Genomic DNA, 17,877 nt, shown 5'->3' on the forward strand with positions numbered 1-17,877 from the left:
GCTTTTTGCTGTTAACGCCGTAAGCGTTATTCGCTGATTTTCAGTTCTTGACCTGGCTTAATAATGCTTTTGCTATTGAGCTGGTTCCACTTCATTAAATCAGCCAGTTTGACCTTATTCTTACGGGCGATTTTATCCAGTGAATCGCCGGATTTCACTTTATAGGTTTTGGCTTTTGCCGCTGGTTTGTCGGCCGATTTTGAGCTGGTGGCTTTAGTGCCACTGGCATTTGCTTTAGTCGATGACTTGCTGCTGACTTTGCTATCGGCCTTAGTGTTGGCTTTAGCGGGTTCAGGCGCATTGTCATTGGCCGCCATTGGCGTTAATAGTGTGAGCTCTTGGCCGACTTTGAGGCGGTCAGAGGTCAGATTATTAGCCTGTTTTAATGCTTTGACTGATGTATCAAACTTAGCCGCGATTGTGCCTAGGCTGTCGCCGGATTTAACTATGTAGCTTTGGCTGTCATAGCGTTTTTGGGCGTAGAGTTTGTCGTGATTTTCTTGATATTGGCCTATGTTTTCCAGCGGTAAGGCGATCTGATATTTGCCTTTGCTCGGGATCACGCCTTGGCGAAAGCCCGGGTTATAGGTTTTAAATTCTGCCTTGCTCAGCCCTGCCGCATTGGCGATTTGGCCGATATCTACGCCATTGGGCGCAGGGACTCTATCCAAGAAAGGGCGGTTAGCTATCGGCCGTACTTTTAGATTGTAATGATTAGGGGCGCGAATAATTTGAATAAAGGCCAGCCACTTAGGCACAGTTTGTACGCGTTTGGCCGGAATGCCCAGTGACCAAAAGTCCGTTGGTTTACCCTTGGCTTTATTCTTGTCGATGGCGGCTTTAATCACCAATTCACCGGTATTGTAGGCGGCGACGGCGTTGATCCAGTCTTTGTCTAAGGTGTCGTACAAATGCTGTAGATAGTCGAGCACGGCATCGGTTGAGGCCAGCGCATCTTTGCGACCGTCGTAGGCAGAATTAACCGTTAAGCCAAAATTACGCCCAGTGGCGGGGATCATCTGCCACAGTCCAGCTGGGCCGTTTGCCTGTGCCAGTGGATTGTAACCACTTTCGACTATGGGTAATAACGCCAATTCTAATGGCATGTTACGGGCTTCGAGCTGGCTGACGATGTAATACAAAAAGGGCTCGGCGCGTTCGCCGACTTGGTTCATAAATTTCTGTTTATCATCGAAAAAGTTACGCTGTTTGCGTACTTCGGCATCGTCATGTACGTCAATGGTATTGGCGTGTTGGATCTTTTCCCAAACGTCGCTGTACTGCTCAACCACAGCGGGTGGCGTGTGCTGCTGGTGTTGTGGCGAGTGGTCGTTAGCGTTACTCACATCATTTGCTGGGGCATTGAATTCTGTGGTTGATGGGCTTGCCGACGTGGTCGCGCAACCGCTCAATTGGGCCACAAACATGGCCAGCATTAGCACTGTAAAAGAGTGCGTTTGGCGAAAATGTTTCCGCATGATTGTCCTGTGATGAGTTAACTGGGCATTCCATATTGGTGCACATGCTAATCTGTTTTCGCGTTTCTGGATAGCTCCCCCACGGTTTCCCCCTATTTGCAGCGCCCGCTTAACGCACGTTTAGCGCCGATTGTGCCGCCCTTTGGCTGGATATCTTGCGTTTAGCTTTAGCCATTAATGCGCTACCATAGCGGCGATTTTTCATTGACTTGGGTAGCAAAGTGCAGACGTTAGCGCAGTTAAGAGCAGGGCAGTTACAAGGGATCACGCGTTTACAATTGGTCGAGGAGTTAACCGAGTTTCCGCGGGAGATTTTTGACTTAGCCGATACCCTCGAAATCCTCGATTTATCGAATAATCAATTGAATGCTTTGCCCGAGGACCTGTACCGATTATCGCGTTTAAAGATCATCTTTGCTTCTAATAACCGCTTCGAGCATTTACCCGAGGCATTAGGACGCTGTGAAAGTTTAGAGATGATTGGCTTTAAGGCGAATCAAATCCGCACTGTGACTGCCGCCGCGTTACCGCTACAAACCCGCTGGCTCATACTTACTGATAACCAAATCGAGACCTTGCCTGCGGCTATGGGCGATTTACCTCGTCTACAAAAATTAGCCTTAGCGGGCAACCGGTTAACGGCTTTGCCCGAGTCTATGGTCAATTGCCGTAACTTAGAATTAGTGCGCCTATCGGCCAATCAACTGCAAGCGCTGCCAGCTTGGCTATTGGGTTTGCCTAAGTTAACTTGGCTCGCGTTTGCGGGTAATCCGTTCAGCCATACCTTAATCGATCCCCATGCCGATGTGGCCACTGTGGCAAATGTGACTCTGCATGATATTAAGTTGGCAGAAAAACTGGGTGAAGGCGCCTCTGGGGTGATTTACCGTGGTGATTGGTTGAATCAGGCCATGGTCGCCGCGACGGGGTCATCGCAGATTGCGGTAAAACTCTTTAAGGGTGAAGTGACGAGCGATGGTTATCCCGCCGACGAGTTAGATTGCTGCCTCACAACGGGAGATCATCCGAGCCTTATCAAGGTGGTCGCGCACATCAGCCAAAAAGATCAATTGGGCTTAGTGATGGAGCTTATCCCGCCAGGGTTTAGCAATTTAGGCTTACCGCCAAGCTTAGCAAGTTGCACCCGCGATACTTTCCATGCCGATACCCAGTTCAGCCTTGATGAGGTGGCAATGATGGCATTCCAACTCGCCGATGCGATGGCGCACATGCACGCTAAGCAAGTGAGCCATGGCGATGTCTACGCCCATAACATTATGGTTAATCAACAGATGAACCTGTTGTTTGGTGATTTTGGTGCGGCATCCAATTTACGCAATCTGTCTACAGTAGAGCGCTTGGCAATGGAAGCGATTGAAGTGCGCGCGCTGGGCTGCTTGATTGAAGATTTGTTGGCCTATGTGGATGCATCAGCCTATGTGAGTGCCTCGATTGGCCCTGAACACTATAGAAAGTTGAGTGCGATTAAGGATGAGTGCATGCAGTTAGATGTGACTCAGCGCCCCTGTTTTGCAGAGGTGAAAAAGGCCATCGAAGCCCTGTTAAAAGGCAAATAGTGGCTTGCTAACAGGCTGATTTTACATCTGTTTCTAGTTTGTTGTGGTTTGTGTGATTTTGTGTGATTTAAGTTTTGTCGATTAGGTTTTTCGTTAACTCATTGTTTTGTTTGAATGTGTAACAGTATTTTTACTGGCACTGACAGGGATTATGCCTATAGGCTGTATACCCAAATAACCTCAAATTGCTGAATAAGCACTTTGGAGGACTGGGTATTAGTCTTGGGTTCAATCCGGTTTGCTGTTGTCGGATAGGATGTCCGTTGAATAGTAAGAACAATAGGTTTGCATACTATGTTTACACGAACGCTGTTTACACAAACGATGTTTATACAAAGAGTGACTGAACGAGCACGCAGTGCATGCGATATTTCATTAAAAAGCCCCCATCATCTCCCAAAGGCGCCCTTAATCGCGCCTTTGACGTTTCTACTGGCGAGTCTTTTCACCTTAACCCCTATAGCTGTATCAGCGGCGGATAAGATCGACGTTATCCCTGTGACGGTTGAGGCCATTCAAGAAACTGCCTTTGCCGATGTGGTCAACGAAGTCGGTAAAATTAACGCCATCGACTCGGCGATCCTCAACTTTAATGCCAGTGAAAAAATCAGTGCTATCCATTTTAGTAACGGCGACAAAGTGACGAAGGGTCAAGTGATTGCCGAGCAAGATAACACTAAGGCCAAGGCAGATTTAGACAAGGCCAAAAGCACCTTAGCACTGGCAAAAACAAAGCTTGAACGGATTGAAGACCTGTTAATCAAAGAGCCATTTGCACTCTCCAAGCAAGATGTGGATGAACTGCGGGAAAATGTGAATCTGGCTGATGCCGATTTTCGTCAGAAACAAGCAACCATGAACGACTACTTGATCAAAGCCCCCTTCGACGGTCAGCTAACAAGCTTTAGCCAGTCCATTGGTAGCCAAATTGGCGCAGGTACCGCCTTAGTCACCCTCTATAGTTTAAATCCGGTCGAAGTCCATTATGCCATTAGCCAGAAGGATTTAGGTAAGGCACAAAAAGGCCAGAAGGTGAATGTCACCGTTGAAGCCTATGGTAATAAGGTGTTCAATGGGTTAGTTAACTATGTGGCCCCTGCGGTGGATGAAAGTTCAGGACGAGTTGAGGTACACGCCGCCCTCGATAACCCTGAGTTCAAACTGGCGCCCGGTATGTTCGCCAATATTAAGCAATTCTACAGCAATGATATTAAACACTTATTAGTGCCGCAAAATTCAATTATCGCCAATAATGACGAACGCTTTGTCTGGTTAGTGCGCGGCGATAGCGCCGTAAAACAAGTGGTTAAACTCGCGCAAAACACTAATGATGGCTATGCGGTTGTAACCGAGGGTTTAGCCGAAGGCGATCTCGTGGTTAAAACGGGTATGCAAAACCTCAAGGCCGATAGCAAGATCAAAGTCATTCAGGACAAAAGCGCGGCAGATAAAGCCACTGTCTCCAGTGCTAACTCTGGTGCGGCCGTAGCGCTAAGCGCTGAGCCCAGCACTGAGGGGGCCGAATAATGCGTTTACCCGAAGTCTGTATTCGCCATCCTATCTTCGCCTCCGTGCTCAGCATCATGGCAGTGTTACTGGGCTTGATTGCCTTTCAAAAACTCGATATCCGATATTTTCCTGAGCACACCACCCACTCGGCATCTGTGAATGCATCGATTGCAGGGGCGAGCGCCGATTTTATGTCGAGCAATGTGGCCGATAAGTTAATTGCGGCGGCTTCGGGCATAGACAAGGTCGATACTATGTCGACCGACTGTAGCGAAGGTCGCTGCTCGTTAACCATTAAATTCAATGACGATACCAGCGATATCGAATACACCAACTTAATGAATAAGTTGCGTAGCAGCGTCGAAGGGATTAACGATTTCCCCCAGAGCATGATAGATAAACCGACCGTCACCGACGATACCTCGGCTACCGATGCTGCCAGTAATATCATTACCTTTGTGAACGCGGGTGGCATGGAAAAGCAGGCCATGTACGACTACATTAGCCAGCAGCTAGTGCCGCAGCTCAAACAAGTGCAAGGTGTTGGCGCCGTGTGGGGGCCTTATGGCGGCTCACAAAAGGCGGTTAGAGTCTGGCTCAACCCCGAGCAGATGAAGGCGCTGAACATTAAGGCCGCCGATGTGGTGGGCACCTTAGGTTCTTACAATGCCAGCTTCACCTCGGGGGCGATTAAAGGTAAGTCACGGGATTTCTCGATCAACCCTTTGAATCAAGTTGAAACGCTCGATGATGTGAAGGACTTAGTGATCAAGGTCAGCGAGGGCAAGATCATCCGTGTGGCCGATGTCGCCGATGTGGTGATGGGCGAAGAAAGCCTGTCGCCGAGTCTGTTGTCCATTGGCGGACATAGTGCCATGTCGCTGCAAATTTTACCTTTGAGTAATGCTAATCCTGTGACTGTGGCCTCGAACATTAAGGCCGAAATTGCGCGCATGCAGCAGCATTTGCCCCAAGGGTTAGAAATGACCTTGGCCTACAATCAGGCCGATTTTATCGAGGCTTCCATCGACGAAGGTTTTTCCGCGCTGATTGAGGCGGTGATCTTAGTATCCTTAATTGTGGTGTTATTTTTAGGTAGCCTGCGGGCGGCGTCAATCCCGATCATTACCATTCCTGTGTGTGTGATCGGCGTGTTTGCCGTGATGTCGGCGCTGGGTTTTAGCATCAATGTGCTCACTATTCTGGCGATAATCTTGGCCATAGGTCTGGTGGTGGACGACGCTATTGTGGTGGTGGAAAACTGCTATCGCCATATCGAAAACGGTGAAACCCCTTTTAACGCGGCGATTAAAGGCTGTCAGGAAATCATTTTCCCTATCATTGCCATGACCTTAACCCTCGCCGCCGTGTATTTGCCGATAGGACTCATGTCGGGGTTAACCGCCGATCTGTTTCGGCAATTCTCCTTCACCTTGGCCGCCGCCGTGATGATCTCTGGTGTGGTGGCGTTGACTTTGTCGCCTATGATGAGCGCCTATCTTATCAATACCACTGAGCAGCAGCCTAAATGGTTTAGCCGAGTCGAGCATGCGCTGCAGCAGTTAAATGATTTGTATATCAAAGAGCTGGATAAGTGGTTCGGTCGTAAGCGTTTAATGCTCGGCGCGGCAGTGGTGCTTGTCGGTCTTGCGGGCATAGCCTACTGGCAGCTGCCGAAAATACTTTTACCCGCGGAAGATTCTGGTTTTATTGATGTGGCGTCCAATGGCCCAACGGGTGTGGGTCGCCAGTATCATCTGAACCATAATGCTGAGCTTAATGGCGTGATGGACGAGCATTCTGCCGTTGGAGCGAACTTGTCTTACATCGAGGGCGAGCCAGTAAACCATGTGCTGCTCAAACCTTGGGGTGAGCGCAGCGAGGGGATAGATGAGGTGATCAGCGACTTGATGACTAAATCGAAGGAGAGCGTTTCTGCTTACAACATGTCCTTTAGCATTCGCTCGGCGGATAACCTCAGTATTGCCAATAATCTGCGCTTAGAGTTAACGACCTTAGATCGCAATAAGGATGAGCTGAACAACACCGCCGCCAAAGTGCAAAAGTTACTCGAGGATTATCCAGGGCTGAACAACGTCGGTAACTCAGTGCTGAGGGATCAGCTGCGCTACGATCTGTCTATCGATCGCAACGCCATTATCCTCTCTGGCGTCAGCTATGGCGATGTGACGAATGCGCTTTCTACCTTCCTTGGCTCAGTCAAGGCGGCGGACTTACATGCCACCGATGGCTTTACCTATCCCATTCAAGTGCAAGTAAACTTAGATAAGCTCAGTGATTTCAAAGTATTGAATAAGCTGTACGTCACCTCAGAATCGGGGCAAGCATTGCCGTTATCGCAGTTTGTGTCGATTAAGCAGACCACGGCAGAGTCGAACATTAAGACATTTATGGGCCTTGATAGCGCCGAGCTGACGGCAGATATTATGCCCGGTTATTCCACCAATGAAATTAAAGCCTATTTAGACGAGCAACTGCCAACGCTGCTCAATGACGCCCAAGGCTTTAAATACAATGGGGTAGTGAAAGATTTAATGGATTCGCAGGCGGGGACTCAGTCGTTATTTTTGCTGGCACTGGTGTTTATCTATTTGATTTTGGCCGCGCAGTTTGAAAGCTTCGTCGATCCCTTAATTATCTTACTGACTGTGCCCCTGTGTATTGTTGGCGCGCTGCTGACCTTAGCTTTGTTTGGCCAGAGCGTGAATATCTACTCGCAGATAGGGTTATTAACCTTAGTGGGACTCGTGACTAAACACGGCATCTTACTGGTGGAGTTTGCCAATAAGCAACAGGACCAAGGCTTGAGTGCTATTGAGGCGGCGCTCAGCAGTGCTAAATCGCGCTTAAGGCCGATTTTAATGACCTCTTTAACCATGATTTTAAGTGCCATTCCCTTAGCGCTGGCTTCTGGGCCTGGTTCATTAGGGTTAGCCAACATAGGCTTAGTCTTAGTCGGAGGCTTAATGACGGGGACCTTCTTCTCGTTATTTGTGGTGCCTGTGGCCTATGTCGCTATGGCCGAACTCAAAGCTAAGGATGTGCTTGCTGGGCTGCGCAGTGCTAAAGCTTAGTCGCAGGTTGGTTGGGGTTGATCGAGCCTAGATCCACTCCATGGGTTCAACTTGCCTATAAATACGTTATGATTTAAGCCAATAGCTAAGCGCGTTGGCTTAATTTTTTTGTCGAGTGATCATTGCAGTATTTGAGAGAGTGTTGAGTGCGAGTGGCCTCATCAGCGACGGAGAGCTGGCATTATGAGTTTGTTACAGTGTTTTCATCGGGCGCCCCTGTATCTGGCTTGCTCGGCTGGGCTGATGTTTGCCTCTCCGGTCATGGCCTCTTTTTGGCAGTCCTTGTTGCGCAGTGAGTTACCGGTCGATCAAGTGACGGCGCCGGCGGACAGCCAGCGTTTCGAGTTTGTCGGTGTGTTGCCCGCCAATACGCAATTAGAACTGGTCGGTTATTACGCCTCTTCGATTTGTACCCGCAAGGAAATCCGTTTTCCCAGTGGCGATCTTGCCAATCCCTATCGCGCCACACTCGAAGAAACCTCAGTGCTGCGGCAAGTGATTAGCAGTGGTAGCAAAGCGAGTGATTTTTTGCTGCCCTTAGCCTTAAATGGCGGCGGTGATTGTCAGTGGCGGCTTGAGGATTTAATGCTCGATGTGACTATACTGCCAAACCATCCACTGTGGCAGAGAGCTAAAACGCTGCAACGGGATTACCTCGCCAAGTTGCAGCGCACTTCGGTAGATGCATCTAAGGCTGCCAGCCAAACTGCGTTGCCGACTCAAGTGTCATCCCACGATGATTTTTATCTAAGTCATGAGCTTAATATCGATCCTATTCATGCAGGCAGTGAGGCAGACAACTCACTGCTGGCGACCACACCGTTATCGTTAGCGCCAGTTTACTATCCGGTTTTTATTCATTATCCAGAGGAAGATAAGCCCTTCGAGGCACGGCTGAAGAGTAGCCTGCAGCGCACTTCTAGCCTTTGGGCCAGCCCGTATACTCAAGCGGTTCGGCGCGGTGAGGAGGCGGTGATGCGGGTGAACTTTAATCCACAGATTGCCGAGCATTACGAGGTCGATGTCTGGTATCAGCCCGATACGGTTGAGGTGAAGTATCCCGACGGTACTCAATATGCTTATACTAACGGTGATGTGAAACTGTATGCCTATGGTAAACCTGAATCACAAATCAAGACCTTAGCTCAAAGTGCCAAGGCCGAAGATAAGCGCTTATTGGCGCGTATCTATGAGCTTGGGCACGCCTTGCCTAAGGACGAGGCTAAGGCGCTAAAGTATTACCGCGAAGCCGCAGAGGCGGGCGATATTGAAGCCTTGCACTGGATGCGAGATCAAGCCGGTTACGCGGGGCGAAATGATGAAAAAACCTATTGGCTGGAGCGCGCCGTAAGCTTTGGTGATAACACGGCAAAGCTTGAGTTAATCCGTTTACCTTTATCGGTTATTGAGCGTGGCCTCGTTAATACGGGTGAAGATAAGGTTAGAGAAACGCAAGCGTGGCAGCAGTTAAATCAATTAGTTGACCAAGGAATGCCAGAGGCAAGCAGCCTTATGGCTTTCTATCAAGTGTTACCCTATTCACCGTATTTTGATGCTAACGCCGCGCTGGAAAATTATCGTCTGAGCGTGAAGGCTAAGCCTGAACTGGCCCATGCGGCGGCCAGCGATTATTACTATTTGGCAGATAATTTTGCGGCGGGTGCGGAGTTTTGGCAGATTGCCGCCGAGCGGGATCTCTACGCCGCAGCCGATCTTGCCAATATCTTGTTATCGGAAACCCATCGAGATGCGGTTAACGCGCGCTACTGGTTAGCAAGAGTGACGACGCTGGGTGCTAAGCAAGGTTTGCAGGCGGATATTTTAGGCAATGCATACTTCCAGCTCGCAACCTTATTAGATAAAGGCGAGGGCGGCGCGGTCGATGCGAAAACAGCGTTAACGCTTTATCGGCAGAGCATTGAAATGGCAGAGCGATTTTCAAACGACTATGAAGCAAAGGCCAAGGACAGAGTGCAAGTGCTTGAAGAGATGCGCTTATAACGTCATGTTTATATAAAAGAGTATTCGTTAGCATTTAGCCAATAAAAATCCCTGCCATGGCAGGGATTTTGCTATTTATTCAGCTGCTTGATTTAAGCCTCTAGTGTTAAGTGGCTAGAGTTAAATAAGCAGATTTAAACGTTCTGGCTTAAGCAACGACAGCCAACTAGCGTAAATCAACCTGCAGTGCGACACCCGAACTCTGGGGTTCACTCTGCACTGTGATGTAATACCACCCCAGGCTTGGCGCATCGACTGTGATACTTTCTTGAGTGTTAGCAGGCGTGACAGACGCTGCATCGAAGTGTTGAGCATTGGCCCACGTTGTCCCCGAAAACAGGCTCACATCACCACTGCCATGGGCCGAGTTGATGCTTAACTGACTCGTACCTTCTGGCACCCAAAGATAGTAATCGCTGCGGCCATCGGCGGTGCAGATGGCTTTGCCTGAACTCAGCTCACCATGACTCAAGGGCGATTGCGTTTTGCAGGCATTAGCGATTAGAGCTGGCGTAGGCGTGTTGCTTGCACCAGCATTGAGGGTGAGAGTGACGCCGCTAAACTCAGTGGCAGTGTCCACTGTGATATAACGCCAGCCGCGATTGGCACTAAAGCTAAGCGACTCTTGATTACCCACTTGGGTGCTCTTGGCATCGGCATTATCGGCGTCGGCCCACTGACTGGCATTGAAGTAAAGATTGGCATCCCCAGAACCGCCCTTAGTGGTGACGGTGAACTGGCTATTATCTTCCTCAACCCAGAAGTAGAAGCTGTTGCGTCCACCACTGATACACTCGTTTTTGCCTAGGGTGAGCTGGCCGTAATCTAAGGTCACTGCACCGCAATTTGCTGGTGGCTCAGGATCCACGCCGCCATCTCCCAGATCGGGATCGACATCAGCGAACAGTTCTGTGGTGCTGACTTGCATATCGACGCCGCCAAAGTCCCCCGACAAGGTAATGTAGTGCCAATATTCGTCAGGGTTTAACTGCACTTTAATGACTTGATAGTTGCCATTGCCGATCCCCGCGCCTTGGTTTTGTTCTGGGCTTGCCCAGCCTCTAGAATCGAAATAAATGTCGGCATCACCCCAACCGCCGCCAATCTTGATCCACAGATCTTGGGCCGAGCGATCGGTATTAGTAAAACTGAAACTGGCGCGACCGAGTTTGGAGTCGATGCATTCCATCGGCACATCGATTTTCAGGCTAGCCGATTCAGTGTAACGGTAGGCTTCGTTCGTTACTTGGCAAGGAGAGTAATCCTTACTGATAGTGCCCGCAGGGCCAGTCCAATTACCTTCACGGCCACTGGGCTCAGCATCGACATCACTTGGGCCTTTATCGACAATGCCATCGTCAGCCGTGCTCAAGCCGCTGGCGAGCCAACCTTGCCACTCGTTGTCGTAACGTGTACCGATACCATCCATAAAGGTTTGATATTCAGCGTATTGGTCGCTACGTAGGTAGGCCAGAATCTGTCTTACATCGTCTCTGTGGTGCTCAAACATAAAGCGCACCGCCAGATAACCCCAGCGATAGATGCGGTCTTGGCCCGATTCATAGTTGTTTTTGAATATGGTCGACAACATGAACTCACCGGTTTCGCCCATGGCAATCGCCGCTGGGTTTGCGTCACGGTAAGAGATATATTCCGCTAGGCCTTCAATCCACCAAATAGTATTGGCTGACGTGCCGCGACTAAAGTCACCAAACAGGTTATAGCGCCCGTCGAGGTAGTGCACATATTCGTGTTGCAGGTTCCAGACATGGAAATCCGGCGTGCGCCATTCGGCTTCATAGGCGATAAAACGCGCCTGATTTTTGAGTCCGGCGGGCGAGCCTTCAAGGTACATGCCGCCGTTGTCGGTATTGATGCCAAAGATACTGTTGGCTAAGGATTTATACTCAGACGAGCTGCCAAAGATTACTAGCTCTAAGTCATCGTTGTTATCTTGCTCTACAGGTTGTATGCCCGTTTCAAGTTTGCTGTGGAAATAGCTTTCTTGGCTGGTCAGCACATCACAGGCCCACTTGGCTTGATCTTGATAGAGATCTTGGGCGCGGATCTTGAGACTGTCGGAGCATTTCCAGTTGAACGGTAGGGTATCGGCCTCTAGCTGCGCCTTAAAACCACAGATATTGTAATCGTTACAATGGCTGCGATCGTAATAGTCGGCCATTTCTGCCGCCGCGTACCAAAGCACTTTGCTCGGTTCGGTTTTACTGGTGCTGCTGAGGATGTTTTTAACTAGCTGAGTCACTCGCGGGCGCATGGCATCAATGTAATACAGCCGAGATAACTCTTTGACTGAGTTGACTAACAGATACTCAGCATTGGTGCCTAACAAGTCGCGATGTTCGAGTTGGAAGTTATTCAGCACATCTAAAATGCCTTGGTCACGAGCGAACAGCGCCTGCATGTCATCATTCCACTGGGCGCGGAATAAGGTGGTAAACACTGAGTTTGCTGCGGCGTTCATGGCGAAACTGGCTTGCCAGTTAGCGTCGTAGTCCGTTAGCACTTTTATGGTGACATGATTAAAATCGGCGCCGAGCTCGGCAGAGTCAATCAGGATTAAGGCTTCTTTCAACACGCCAGCATTGTCATCGGATACAGTCCAAATCGCAGCGTTCGCAAATAAAGCGTTGAGGGCCGATTTTAAGCTGGCCTTAGCGGCGCTGCTGTAAGCGGGCACATCATTTGGGCTGTAAAACTGCACATAGAGGGCGGCGCGGACAAAGTAAATATGCGATTCAAGATGCTGAACATCGACCCCAGTGTAGTCCTTGGCTTTAGTGGCTATGGCGTTGGCGACACTGATCACATTGGCCTCGCTAAACAGCGCGGTGGCGCTACTGCCTTTGAGGCTATAGAGCTTACCGACGCATTCGGGTGTCGATTGGCTCAATTGATCCACTAGGGCTTGGCCCGATTTACCGACAAAGTCACTGCAGTCATTGCTCTGCAGTGCGGCGCTGCGACTCTGTAACTTAAGTGGCGGTTGCTCAGATACTTCTCGCTTCTTGCGTGAATGGATCTTAGGCGGTTCTGTCATTGTCTGTTCTGTCATAGTTGGCTCATTCGGGGATGCCATCAATGGCGTCTCCCGCAGTAGCGGTCTATGGGATTCTATTTGGCTAATGGGCGCCGAGGGTGGTCGTGGTGCGGGTTGCGCTTGTGGATTGCTGGGTGTGTTGCTGCCTAATGGGTGACTCGTATGAGTGTCATGGGCGAGAGTGGGAGTCGCAAAAGCTAAGCTAATAGCTGCGAAGAGCAGTGTGTTTTTCATTGTGTATCCGTAGTTATCTAGTCTGCAAAGCAGATCTTCCTTGGGCGTTATTTGATGCGTGGAACCTAAGCTTGCATCAAACCTCATTGGATTATTTGCGTGATAACAATAGCGCGACAAACATCGCAGCTAGCAAATAATGCGTTCAAATGATGGCTGTAAGTTTTTAATATATCTAGTATTTATCTGTAAATTTGTTTTATACATCTTTTCTGTTCAGCTTAGGTTCAGCTTTTGCTAAATGTGTTTGCCCCGGAAGCTGAGTCTGTGGGACTCCACACCTTATGAAATGCCTGATTGAATAAGAGTGGCTATTTGGCTTGAATTTGCGCTAGCTTAGCCGCATTAAGGTTATATGCACTTTCCGCTGTAAGCACTCGAACCGCCAAGCAATCTGCGATGAGGTCGATGCCATTCCAAAGGAGCTTTTATGTCAGCTTTACCAAGCGAATACACCCATATCTATGTTGAGCAACCCGGTGCCCCCGAGGTGATGCAATTATCGCGCTCGCCTCTGCCTGTCCCCGCCGCTGGTCAAGTGTTGATCCGCGTACATGCAGCTGGAGTGAATGGCCCCGATGTCAAACAAAGGGTGGGCGCTTATCCACCACCACCGGGTGCATCACCGATTATTGGGCTTGAAGTCGCGGGGGATATTTGCGCCCTAGGTGAAGGCGTGAGCCAATGGCAAATCGGCGACAAGGTTTGCGCCTTAGTGCCGGGCGGGGGTTATGGCGAGTATGCGCTCACCTATGCCGCCCACTGTTTGCCTATCCCAACGGGCTTTAGTTATGTGCAGGCCGCTGCGCTGCCAGAAACCTTCTTCACCGTATGGGGCAACCTGTTTATGCGTGCGGGACTGAAAGCGGGCGAGACGGTACTGATCCATGGCGGCTCGGGCGGTATTGGTAGTACGGCCATTCAACTCGCCAGCGCTTTAGGTTCAACAGTGATAGCGACGACGGGGCAAGATGAGAAGCGCGATTATTGCTTGAGCCTTGGCGCCGCTGAAGTCATCAACTATCGCACCCACAACTTTGTTGAACCTGTCATGGCGCTCACCCAAGATAAGGGCGTGAACGTGGTCTTTGATATCGCGGGTGGCGATTTTATTAACCTCGATTTACAAGCCTTAGCGATGGACGGCCGTATGGTGTCGGTGGCGATGCAGCGCGGGCCTAAGGCTGAAGTCGAGATTTTCCGCCTGATGGCAAAACGTATTATGTGGACAGGGTCGACCCTAAGACCACAAAGCGTGGAGGCTAAAGCCGCCATTGCCGCCGAATTATTTGAGAAAGTCTGGCCACTGTTAAATGCCCATAAAATTGTGCCGAATATTTTTGCGACCTTTACATTAGACGAAGCCGCGAAAGCCCATGCGCTGATGGAGTCGGGTGAGCACAGGGGCAAGGTGGTACTGACTGTTATTTAGATTAGGCACGTTGGCTTGGCAGCGAGCTGGTTTAGGTCGCTGCCATTCGATGCCAGTCTGCGATCTTTCAGGCAAAAGTGTGGCTGAGTAACGCAGTGGTAAATAGCCGTTTGCGCGACTGTCGTTAAATCGTCATGGTTAAACCTGATGCTTAACCTTGCAGTAACCTCGAACGGCAACTTCGAATTGCAAAGTTTAAGCCCATCGAACATAGTCGATATGATTGCTTTTTATTGGGAATAAAACTTGCCGCGTCGATTTTTTAGACTAAAGTCGTTAATGATTAAACTTTTTGGGTACTTTGGCAGAAATTAATACGTAATTAGTGAAAATTTCATGGTATGAGGCATTGATTATCGGAAATATTCTGTAAAAATACCCAGTTGAAAACGTCAGAGACTTTCCGGCGCTATTCGTGGATCAAAGCAAGCGATGCTTCGCTTATTCAGGCTAAAAAACTCATAGTGTATGTGTTGATTTAAGGGTATTAGCATATATGTATAACACAGCAAAGAAACAGGTTTGGTATGGTGAGCTGAGAACATCGAAAGGCAATGCGATTGTCGTCCATGACAACCAGCTGCCCGATGCCTCCCCAGGACGTATCTACCTATACAATACCGATCGTGATGCGATCATTGAGTATGTGGAAGATATAGTCAAAGTGAACCTATACGACTTAGATGAGGCTGCGTTAAAAGCTGCTGAGGCTAAGTTTAGTGGTGCATGGAAGGCGGCTAGAGCTCAATTCATGAGTAAGCATCAAGCTCGTATTGACCTAAACAACGTGAAGGAAACTGCGCCTGTACGTAAGGCAAAGCCTGAAGTTGAACCAGAAGTGGAATCCGATGCCGTAGGCGTGGATTTTGACGATGATTGGGGCGATGATTTTGATGATTAACACAGTGTCGGCTTAAGGGCTAACACTGTGAGTGTAAGGAATAAAATAGGGCTTATTTTATTCCTTATCGCTTTATTTCCTTCCGCGAAACCGAGTGTTAACCTCAATTCATCGCTATTTTAGCGTGCCCCCATTTACCGTTAATTTATTGCTATTTTATAGGCAATGGTTACGCATCGGCATCGAACTGATATCGGCTGATGTGGTGATAAACCTTGCCAGGTACTAACCAAACATCATCACCAAAGCGCTCGCCTTGATTCGGTGAGTCTGGCAGCATCTGCGGCTCTAAACACACGCCATGATGTTGATTTAATACCTGTTGATTGCGACCTACAGTGCCATCTAAAAAGTTAGCGCAGTAGAGCTGCACGCTCGGTTGATTGGTATAAACCGTCATAGCGCGACCACTCACTGGACTGCTTAAACAGCCAAAGCGGGCGAGTGAACCGTCGGGGTCATTCATCATATAACAGTGATCATAACCGCGCGTACTTGCGAGTTCTGCGGCATGCAGTTTGTCGCCTAAGCGTATCGGCTGACTCAAGTCGAAAATCGACCCTGCCGTCTCGGCAATCCCAGTGGGAACACTGACATCATTCATGGTGAGATAACGCTTGGCATCGATTTGCATCAAATGCTCGTGATTGGTCTCTGAACCATCGAGGTTGAAATAACTGTGCTGGGTTAAGCTCACGGGACAGGCTTTATCCACCGAGGCTAAGATCTCCACATAGAGATTATTGCCTGCGAGGCGGTAATCCAGTTGAACCGTGCAATTACCGGGGAAACCCATGTCGCCGTCTGGACTCATTAAGGTCAAGCGCACACCATCGGGCAGTTGGCCTAAGTGCCAGTTTTTACGGTTAAATCCTTCACGGCCGCCGTGTAAACAGTTAGTCGCTTGGTTGACATCAAGTTGATAATCTTGGCCTTGATAGTGCATTTTGCCGTTAGCGATACGATTTGCAAAACGGCCAGCAATGGCGCCTAAGTGAGCCGATTGCGTCAGGTAGTCTTCGGCGCTGTCGCAACCAAGGACGATATTGGCACGTTCGCCGTGTTTATCTGGGGTCCACAGAGCGCGGATAATTCCGCCTAAGCTGATGACTTCTAATGCGAGTATGCCATTGTCGATCCGAACCCGTTCGATTTCGCCGCCGCGGGGATCGGCCCAAGGATCCAAAACACTGAAACGTACCATTTAGCTTCCCTCTGTGTTGAATATGCTCACTGCTTATTGTGTTAAATGAGTATGTTAACCCTATTATTTGCCATCAACACTATAAAGTTCAGCGATGAATTCGTATGGTATCGACGGCGTTGTCACTGTATTGGTTTTCTTTGTTTTAAGCGCGTTCTGGCTAATTGTCTATGCGGCCCGCGCCAGCGCTGGCGGAACATAAATAGACAGTGGCATCGATGGCGGTTTTGTCGAAAAATTCATGTTCAACAGCGGCAACGACAGCGTCGGTCAGTTCATGATCGACTAAAGCCACCACGCAGCCGTCGGTCATGCGGATACCGCCACGCTCGCCAATCACTTGGCTGACAATCTCAACTAAAGTATCAAATTCGGGCAGTGTCACTTCAAAATCATCCCGCAGTGAAACATGGGATTCCGCCATTAAGCGGCTGAATTTTTCAATGTTATTTTGCTCTAACGCGCGTGCAGCACTTAGGGTTCTTTGGTTTTCTGTGACTACGTGTTTCGCTCTGCGATATAACACTTCATCTAAATTGGCTTTTGCGCTTTCTAATCGACGTAAATCGAGGTGACGCAGTGCATCTAAGCTAAAGTATTCAGCCGCTTGGGCGCATTCATTGCGACGTTGTTGATTGGTGGCGGCTAAACGTTGTTTCTCAATATGGGCATCTATGATGATAAGGCTTAGGTTTTCTGGGATAGGAATGGCTTCACTGTCCAGATCTAAGCAGTCAATCAGTAGTGCGTGGTCTTGCTCACCCATAGCGCTGCACATTTGATCCATGATGCCACAGGCCGATTCAACATACCTGTGCTCGCCGCGCTGTGCGAGTTGCGCTACCGCCATTGGCGATAAATGCAGTTGGCTGGTATCACTGATGGCAGTGCCGAAGGCGACAACCAGGGCGCCCGATGAGGATAACCCCGCCGCAAGTGGCACATCGCCCACAATGGCTAAGTCTAAGCCCTTGGCTAATAAACCCGTTTGCGCCATAGCCGCAGTAAAACCTTTGAGGTAATTCACCCAGCCATCTTGCGGGTTCATGTCGTTTTCTTGACCGAAGGTCCACTCTTTAATTTGTCCGGGGAAGGCATCGGCAACGGCACGAAACTTAGTGTCGTCACGGCGTTTTACTGCAATCACTGTATGAAAATTAATGGCTGCCGGGAGTACAAAACCGTCGTTGTAATCCGTGTATTCACCGATCAGATTGACGCGCCCAGGGGCTTGATATAAATCGTCGGCTTTAGTGCCAAAGGTTTGGACAAATAACTTTGTGGCGCGCTGCGCAGGGTTTGACATGCTGTAAAAAATTCCAAAAAAGCTGAGCTAATTTCGTTACCGTCATCGATTTATATCACGACTGAGTCGGTGATGTAACTGA

Annotated in this window: 10 protein-coding genes; 6 read left to right on the forward strand and 4 right to left on the reverse strand. The window is 49.3% G+C overall.

The features are described 5' to 3' along the window. Positions 1-26: 26 nt before the first annotated feature. A complete protein-coding gene (locus Q4Q57_RS16615) occupies positions 27-1,478 on the reverse strand; it encodes a LysM peptidoglycan-binding domain-containing protein (RefSeq protein ID WP_311891434.1) in 1,452 nt (483 codons plus the stop codon). Between the two features lie 221 nt (positions 1,479-1,699). Here Q4Q57_RS16615 and Q4Q57_RS16620 point away from each other — a divergent pair, with 221 nt between their 5' ends. From Q4Q57_RS16620 to Q4Q57_RS16635, 4 genes are all read left to right on the forward strand, one after another. Continuing rightward, the gene (locus tag Q4Q57_RS16620; protein ID WP_311891435.1) at positions 1,700-3,055 is read left to right on the forward strand and encodes a leucine-rich repeat-containing protein kinase family protein; all 1,356 of its coding nucleotides are present in this window, start codon (positions 1,700-1,702) and stop codon (positions 3,053-3,055) included. 294 nt (positions 3,056-3,349) lie between these two features. Beyond that, the gene (locus Q4Q57_RS16625; RefSeq protein WP_311891436.1) at positions 3,350-4,582 is read left to right on the forward strand and encodes an efflux RND transporter periplasmic adaptor subunit; all 1,233 of its coding nucleotides are present in this window, start codon (positions 3,350-3,352) and stop codon (positions 4,580-4,582) included. Further along, positions 4,582-7,659: an efflux RND transporter permease subunit gene (locus Q4Q57_RS16630; RefSeq protein WP_311891437.1), complete on the forward strand. Its 3,078-nt coding sequence runs from the start codon at positions 4,582-4,584 to the stop codon at positions 7,657-7,659. Before Q4Q57_RS16625 ends, Q4Q57_RS16630 begins: the two co-directional genes overlap by 1 nt. Before the next feature lie 183 nt (positions 7,660-7,842). Next, on the forward strand, positions 7,843-9,660 hold the full coding sequence (locus tag Q4Q57_RS16635) for a sel1 repeat family protein (RefSeq protein WP_311891438.1): 1,818 nt from the start codon (positions 7,843-7,845) through the stop codon (positions 9,658-9,660). Between the two features lie 166 nt (positions 9,661-9,826). Here Q4Q57_RS16635 and Q4Q57_RS16640 read toward each other — a convergent pair whose 3' ends face one another. Then, a complete protein-coding gene (locus tag Q4Q57_RS16640) occupies positions 9,827-12,952 on the reverse strand; it encodes a M9 family metallopeptidase (protein ID WP_311891439.1) in 3,126 nt (1,041 codons plus the stop codon). Between the two features lie 430 nt (positions 12,953-13,382). On the opposite strand from Q4Q57_RS16640, the gene Q4Q57_RS16645 reads away from it, so the two are divergent. Both Q4Q57_RS16645 and Q4Q57_RS16650 read left to right on the forward strand, forming a co-directional pair. After that, on the forward strand, positions 13,383-14,384 hold the full coding sequence (locus Q4Q57_RS16645) for an NAD(P)H-quinone oxidoreductase (protein WP_311891440.1): 1,002 nt from the start codon (positions 13,383-13,385) through the stop codon (positions 14,382-14,384). A 496-nt stretch (positions 14,385-14,880) separates the two neighbouring features. Next, complete coding sequence (locus Q4Q57_RS16650) at positions 14,881-15,285, forward strand: hypothetical protein (protein ID WP_220591940.1); 405 nt, start codon at positions 14,881-14,883, stop codon at positions 15,283-15,285. A gap of 169 nt (positions 15,286-15,454) precedes the next feature. Here the strand turns inward: Q4Q57_RS16650 and Q4Q57_RS16655 are convergent, their stop codons facing one another. Beyond that, positions 15,455-16,489 (reverse strand): aldose epimerase family protein, encoded by a 1,035-nt coding sequence (locus tag Q4Q57_RS16655; RefSeq protein WP_311891441.1) that lies wholly within the window; start codon positions 16,487-16,489, stop codon positions 15,455-15,457. Between the two features lie 160 nt (positions 16,490-16,649). Continuing rightward, entirely contained in the window at positions 16,650-17,795 is a 1,146-nt protein-coding gene (galK, locus tag Q4Q57_RS16660; RefSeq protein ID WP_311891442.1) for a galactokinase, read from the reverse strand. Between the last annotated feature and the right edge of the window lie 82 nt (positions 17,796-17,877).

Source organism: Shewanella sp. SP2S2-6, assembly GCF_031931965.1.
GTDB classification, from domain to species: domain Bacteria; phylum Pseudomonadota; class Gammaproteobacteria; order Enterobacterales; family Shewanellaceae; genus Shewanella; species Shewanella baltica.

Bases quoted from the DNA above. Each gene is read 5' to 3' on its own strand.
- Q4Q57_RS16625 (WP_311891436.1), top strand. From the start codon at position 3,350: ATGTTTACACGAACGCTGTTTACACAAACGATGTTTATACAAAGAGTG.
- Q4Q57_RS16640 (WP_311891439.1), bottom strand. From the start codon at position 12,952: ATGAAAAACACACTGCTCTTCGCAGCTATTAGCTTAGCTTTTGCGACT.
- Q4Q57_RS16630 (WP_311891437.1), top strand. From the start codon at position 4,582: ATGCGTTTACCCGAAGTCTGTATTCGCCATCCTATCTTCGCCTCCGTG.
- Q4Q57_RS16650 (WP_220591940.1), top strand. From the start codon at position 14,881: ATGTATAACACAGCAAAGAAACAGGTTTGGTATGGTGAGCTGAGAACA.
- Q4Q57_RS16645 (WP_311891440.1), top strand. From the start codon at position 13,383: ATGTCAGCTTTACCAAGCGAATACACCCATATCTATGTTGAGCAACCC.
- Q4Q57_RS16615 (WP_311891434.1), bottom strand. From the start codon at position 1,478: ATGCGGAAACATTTTCGCCAAACGCACTCTTTTACAGTGCTAATGCTG.
- Q4Q57_RS16655 (WP_311891441.1), bottom strand. From the start codon at position 16,489: ATGGTACGTTTCAGTGTTTTGGATCCTTGGGCCGATCCCCGCGGCGGC.
- galK (WP_311891442.1), bottom strand. From the start codon at position 17,795: ATGTCAAACCCTGCGCAGCGCGCCACAAAGTTATTTGTCCAAACCTTT.
- Q4Q57_RS16635 (WP_311891438.1), top strand. From the start codon at position 7,843: ATGAGTTTGTTACAGTGTTTTCATCGGGCGCCCCTGTATCTGGCTTGC.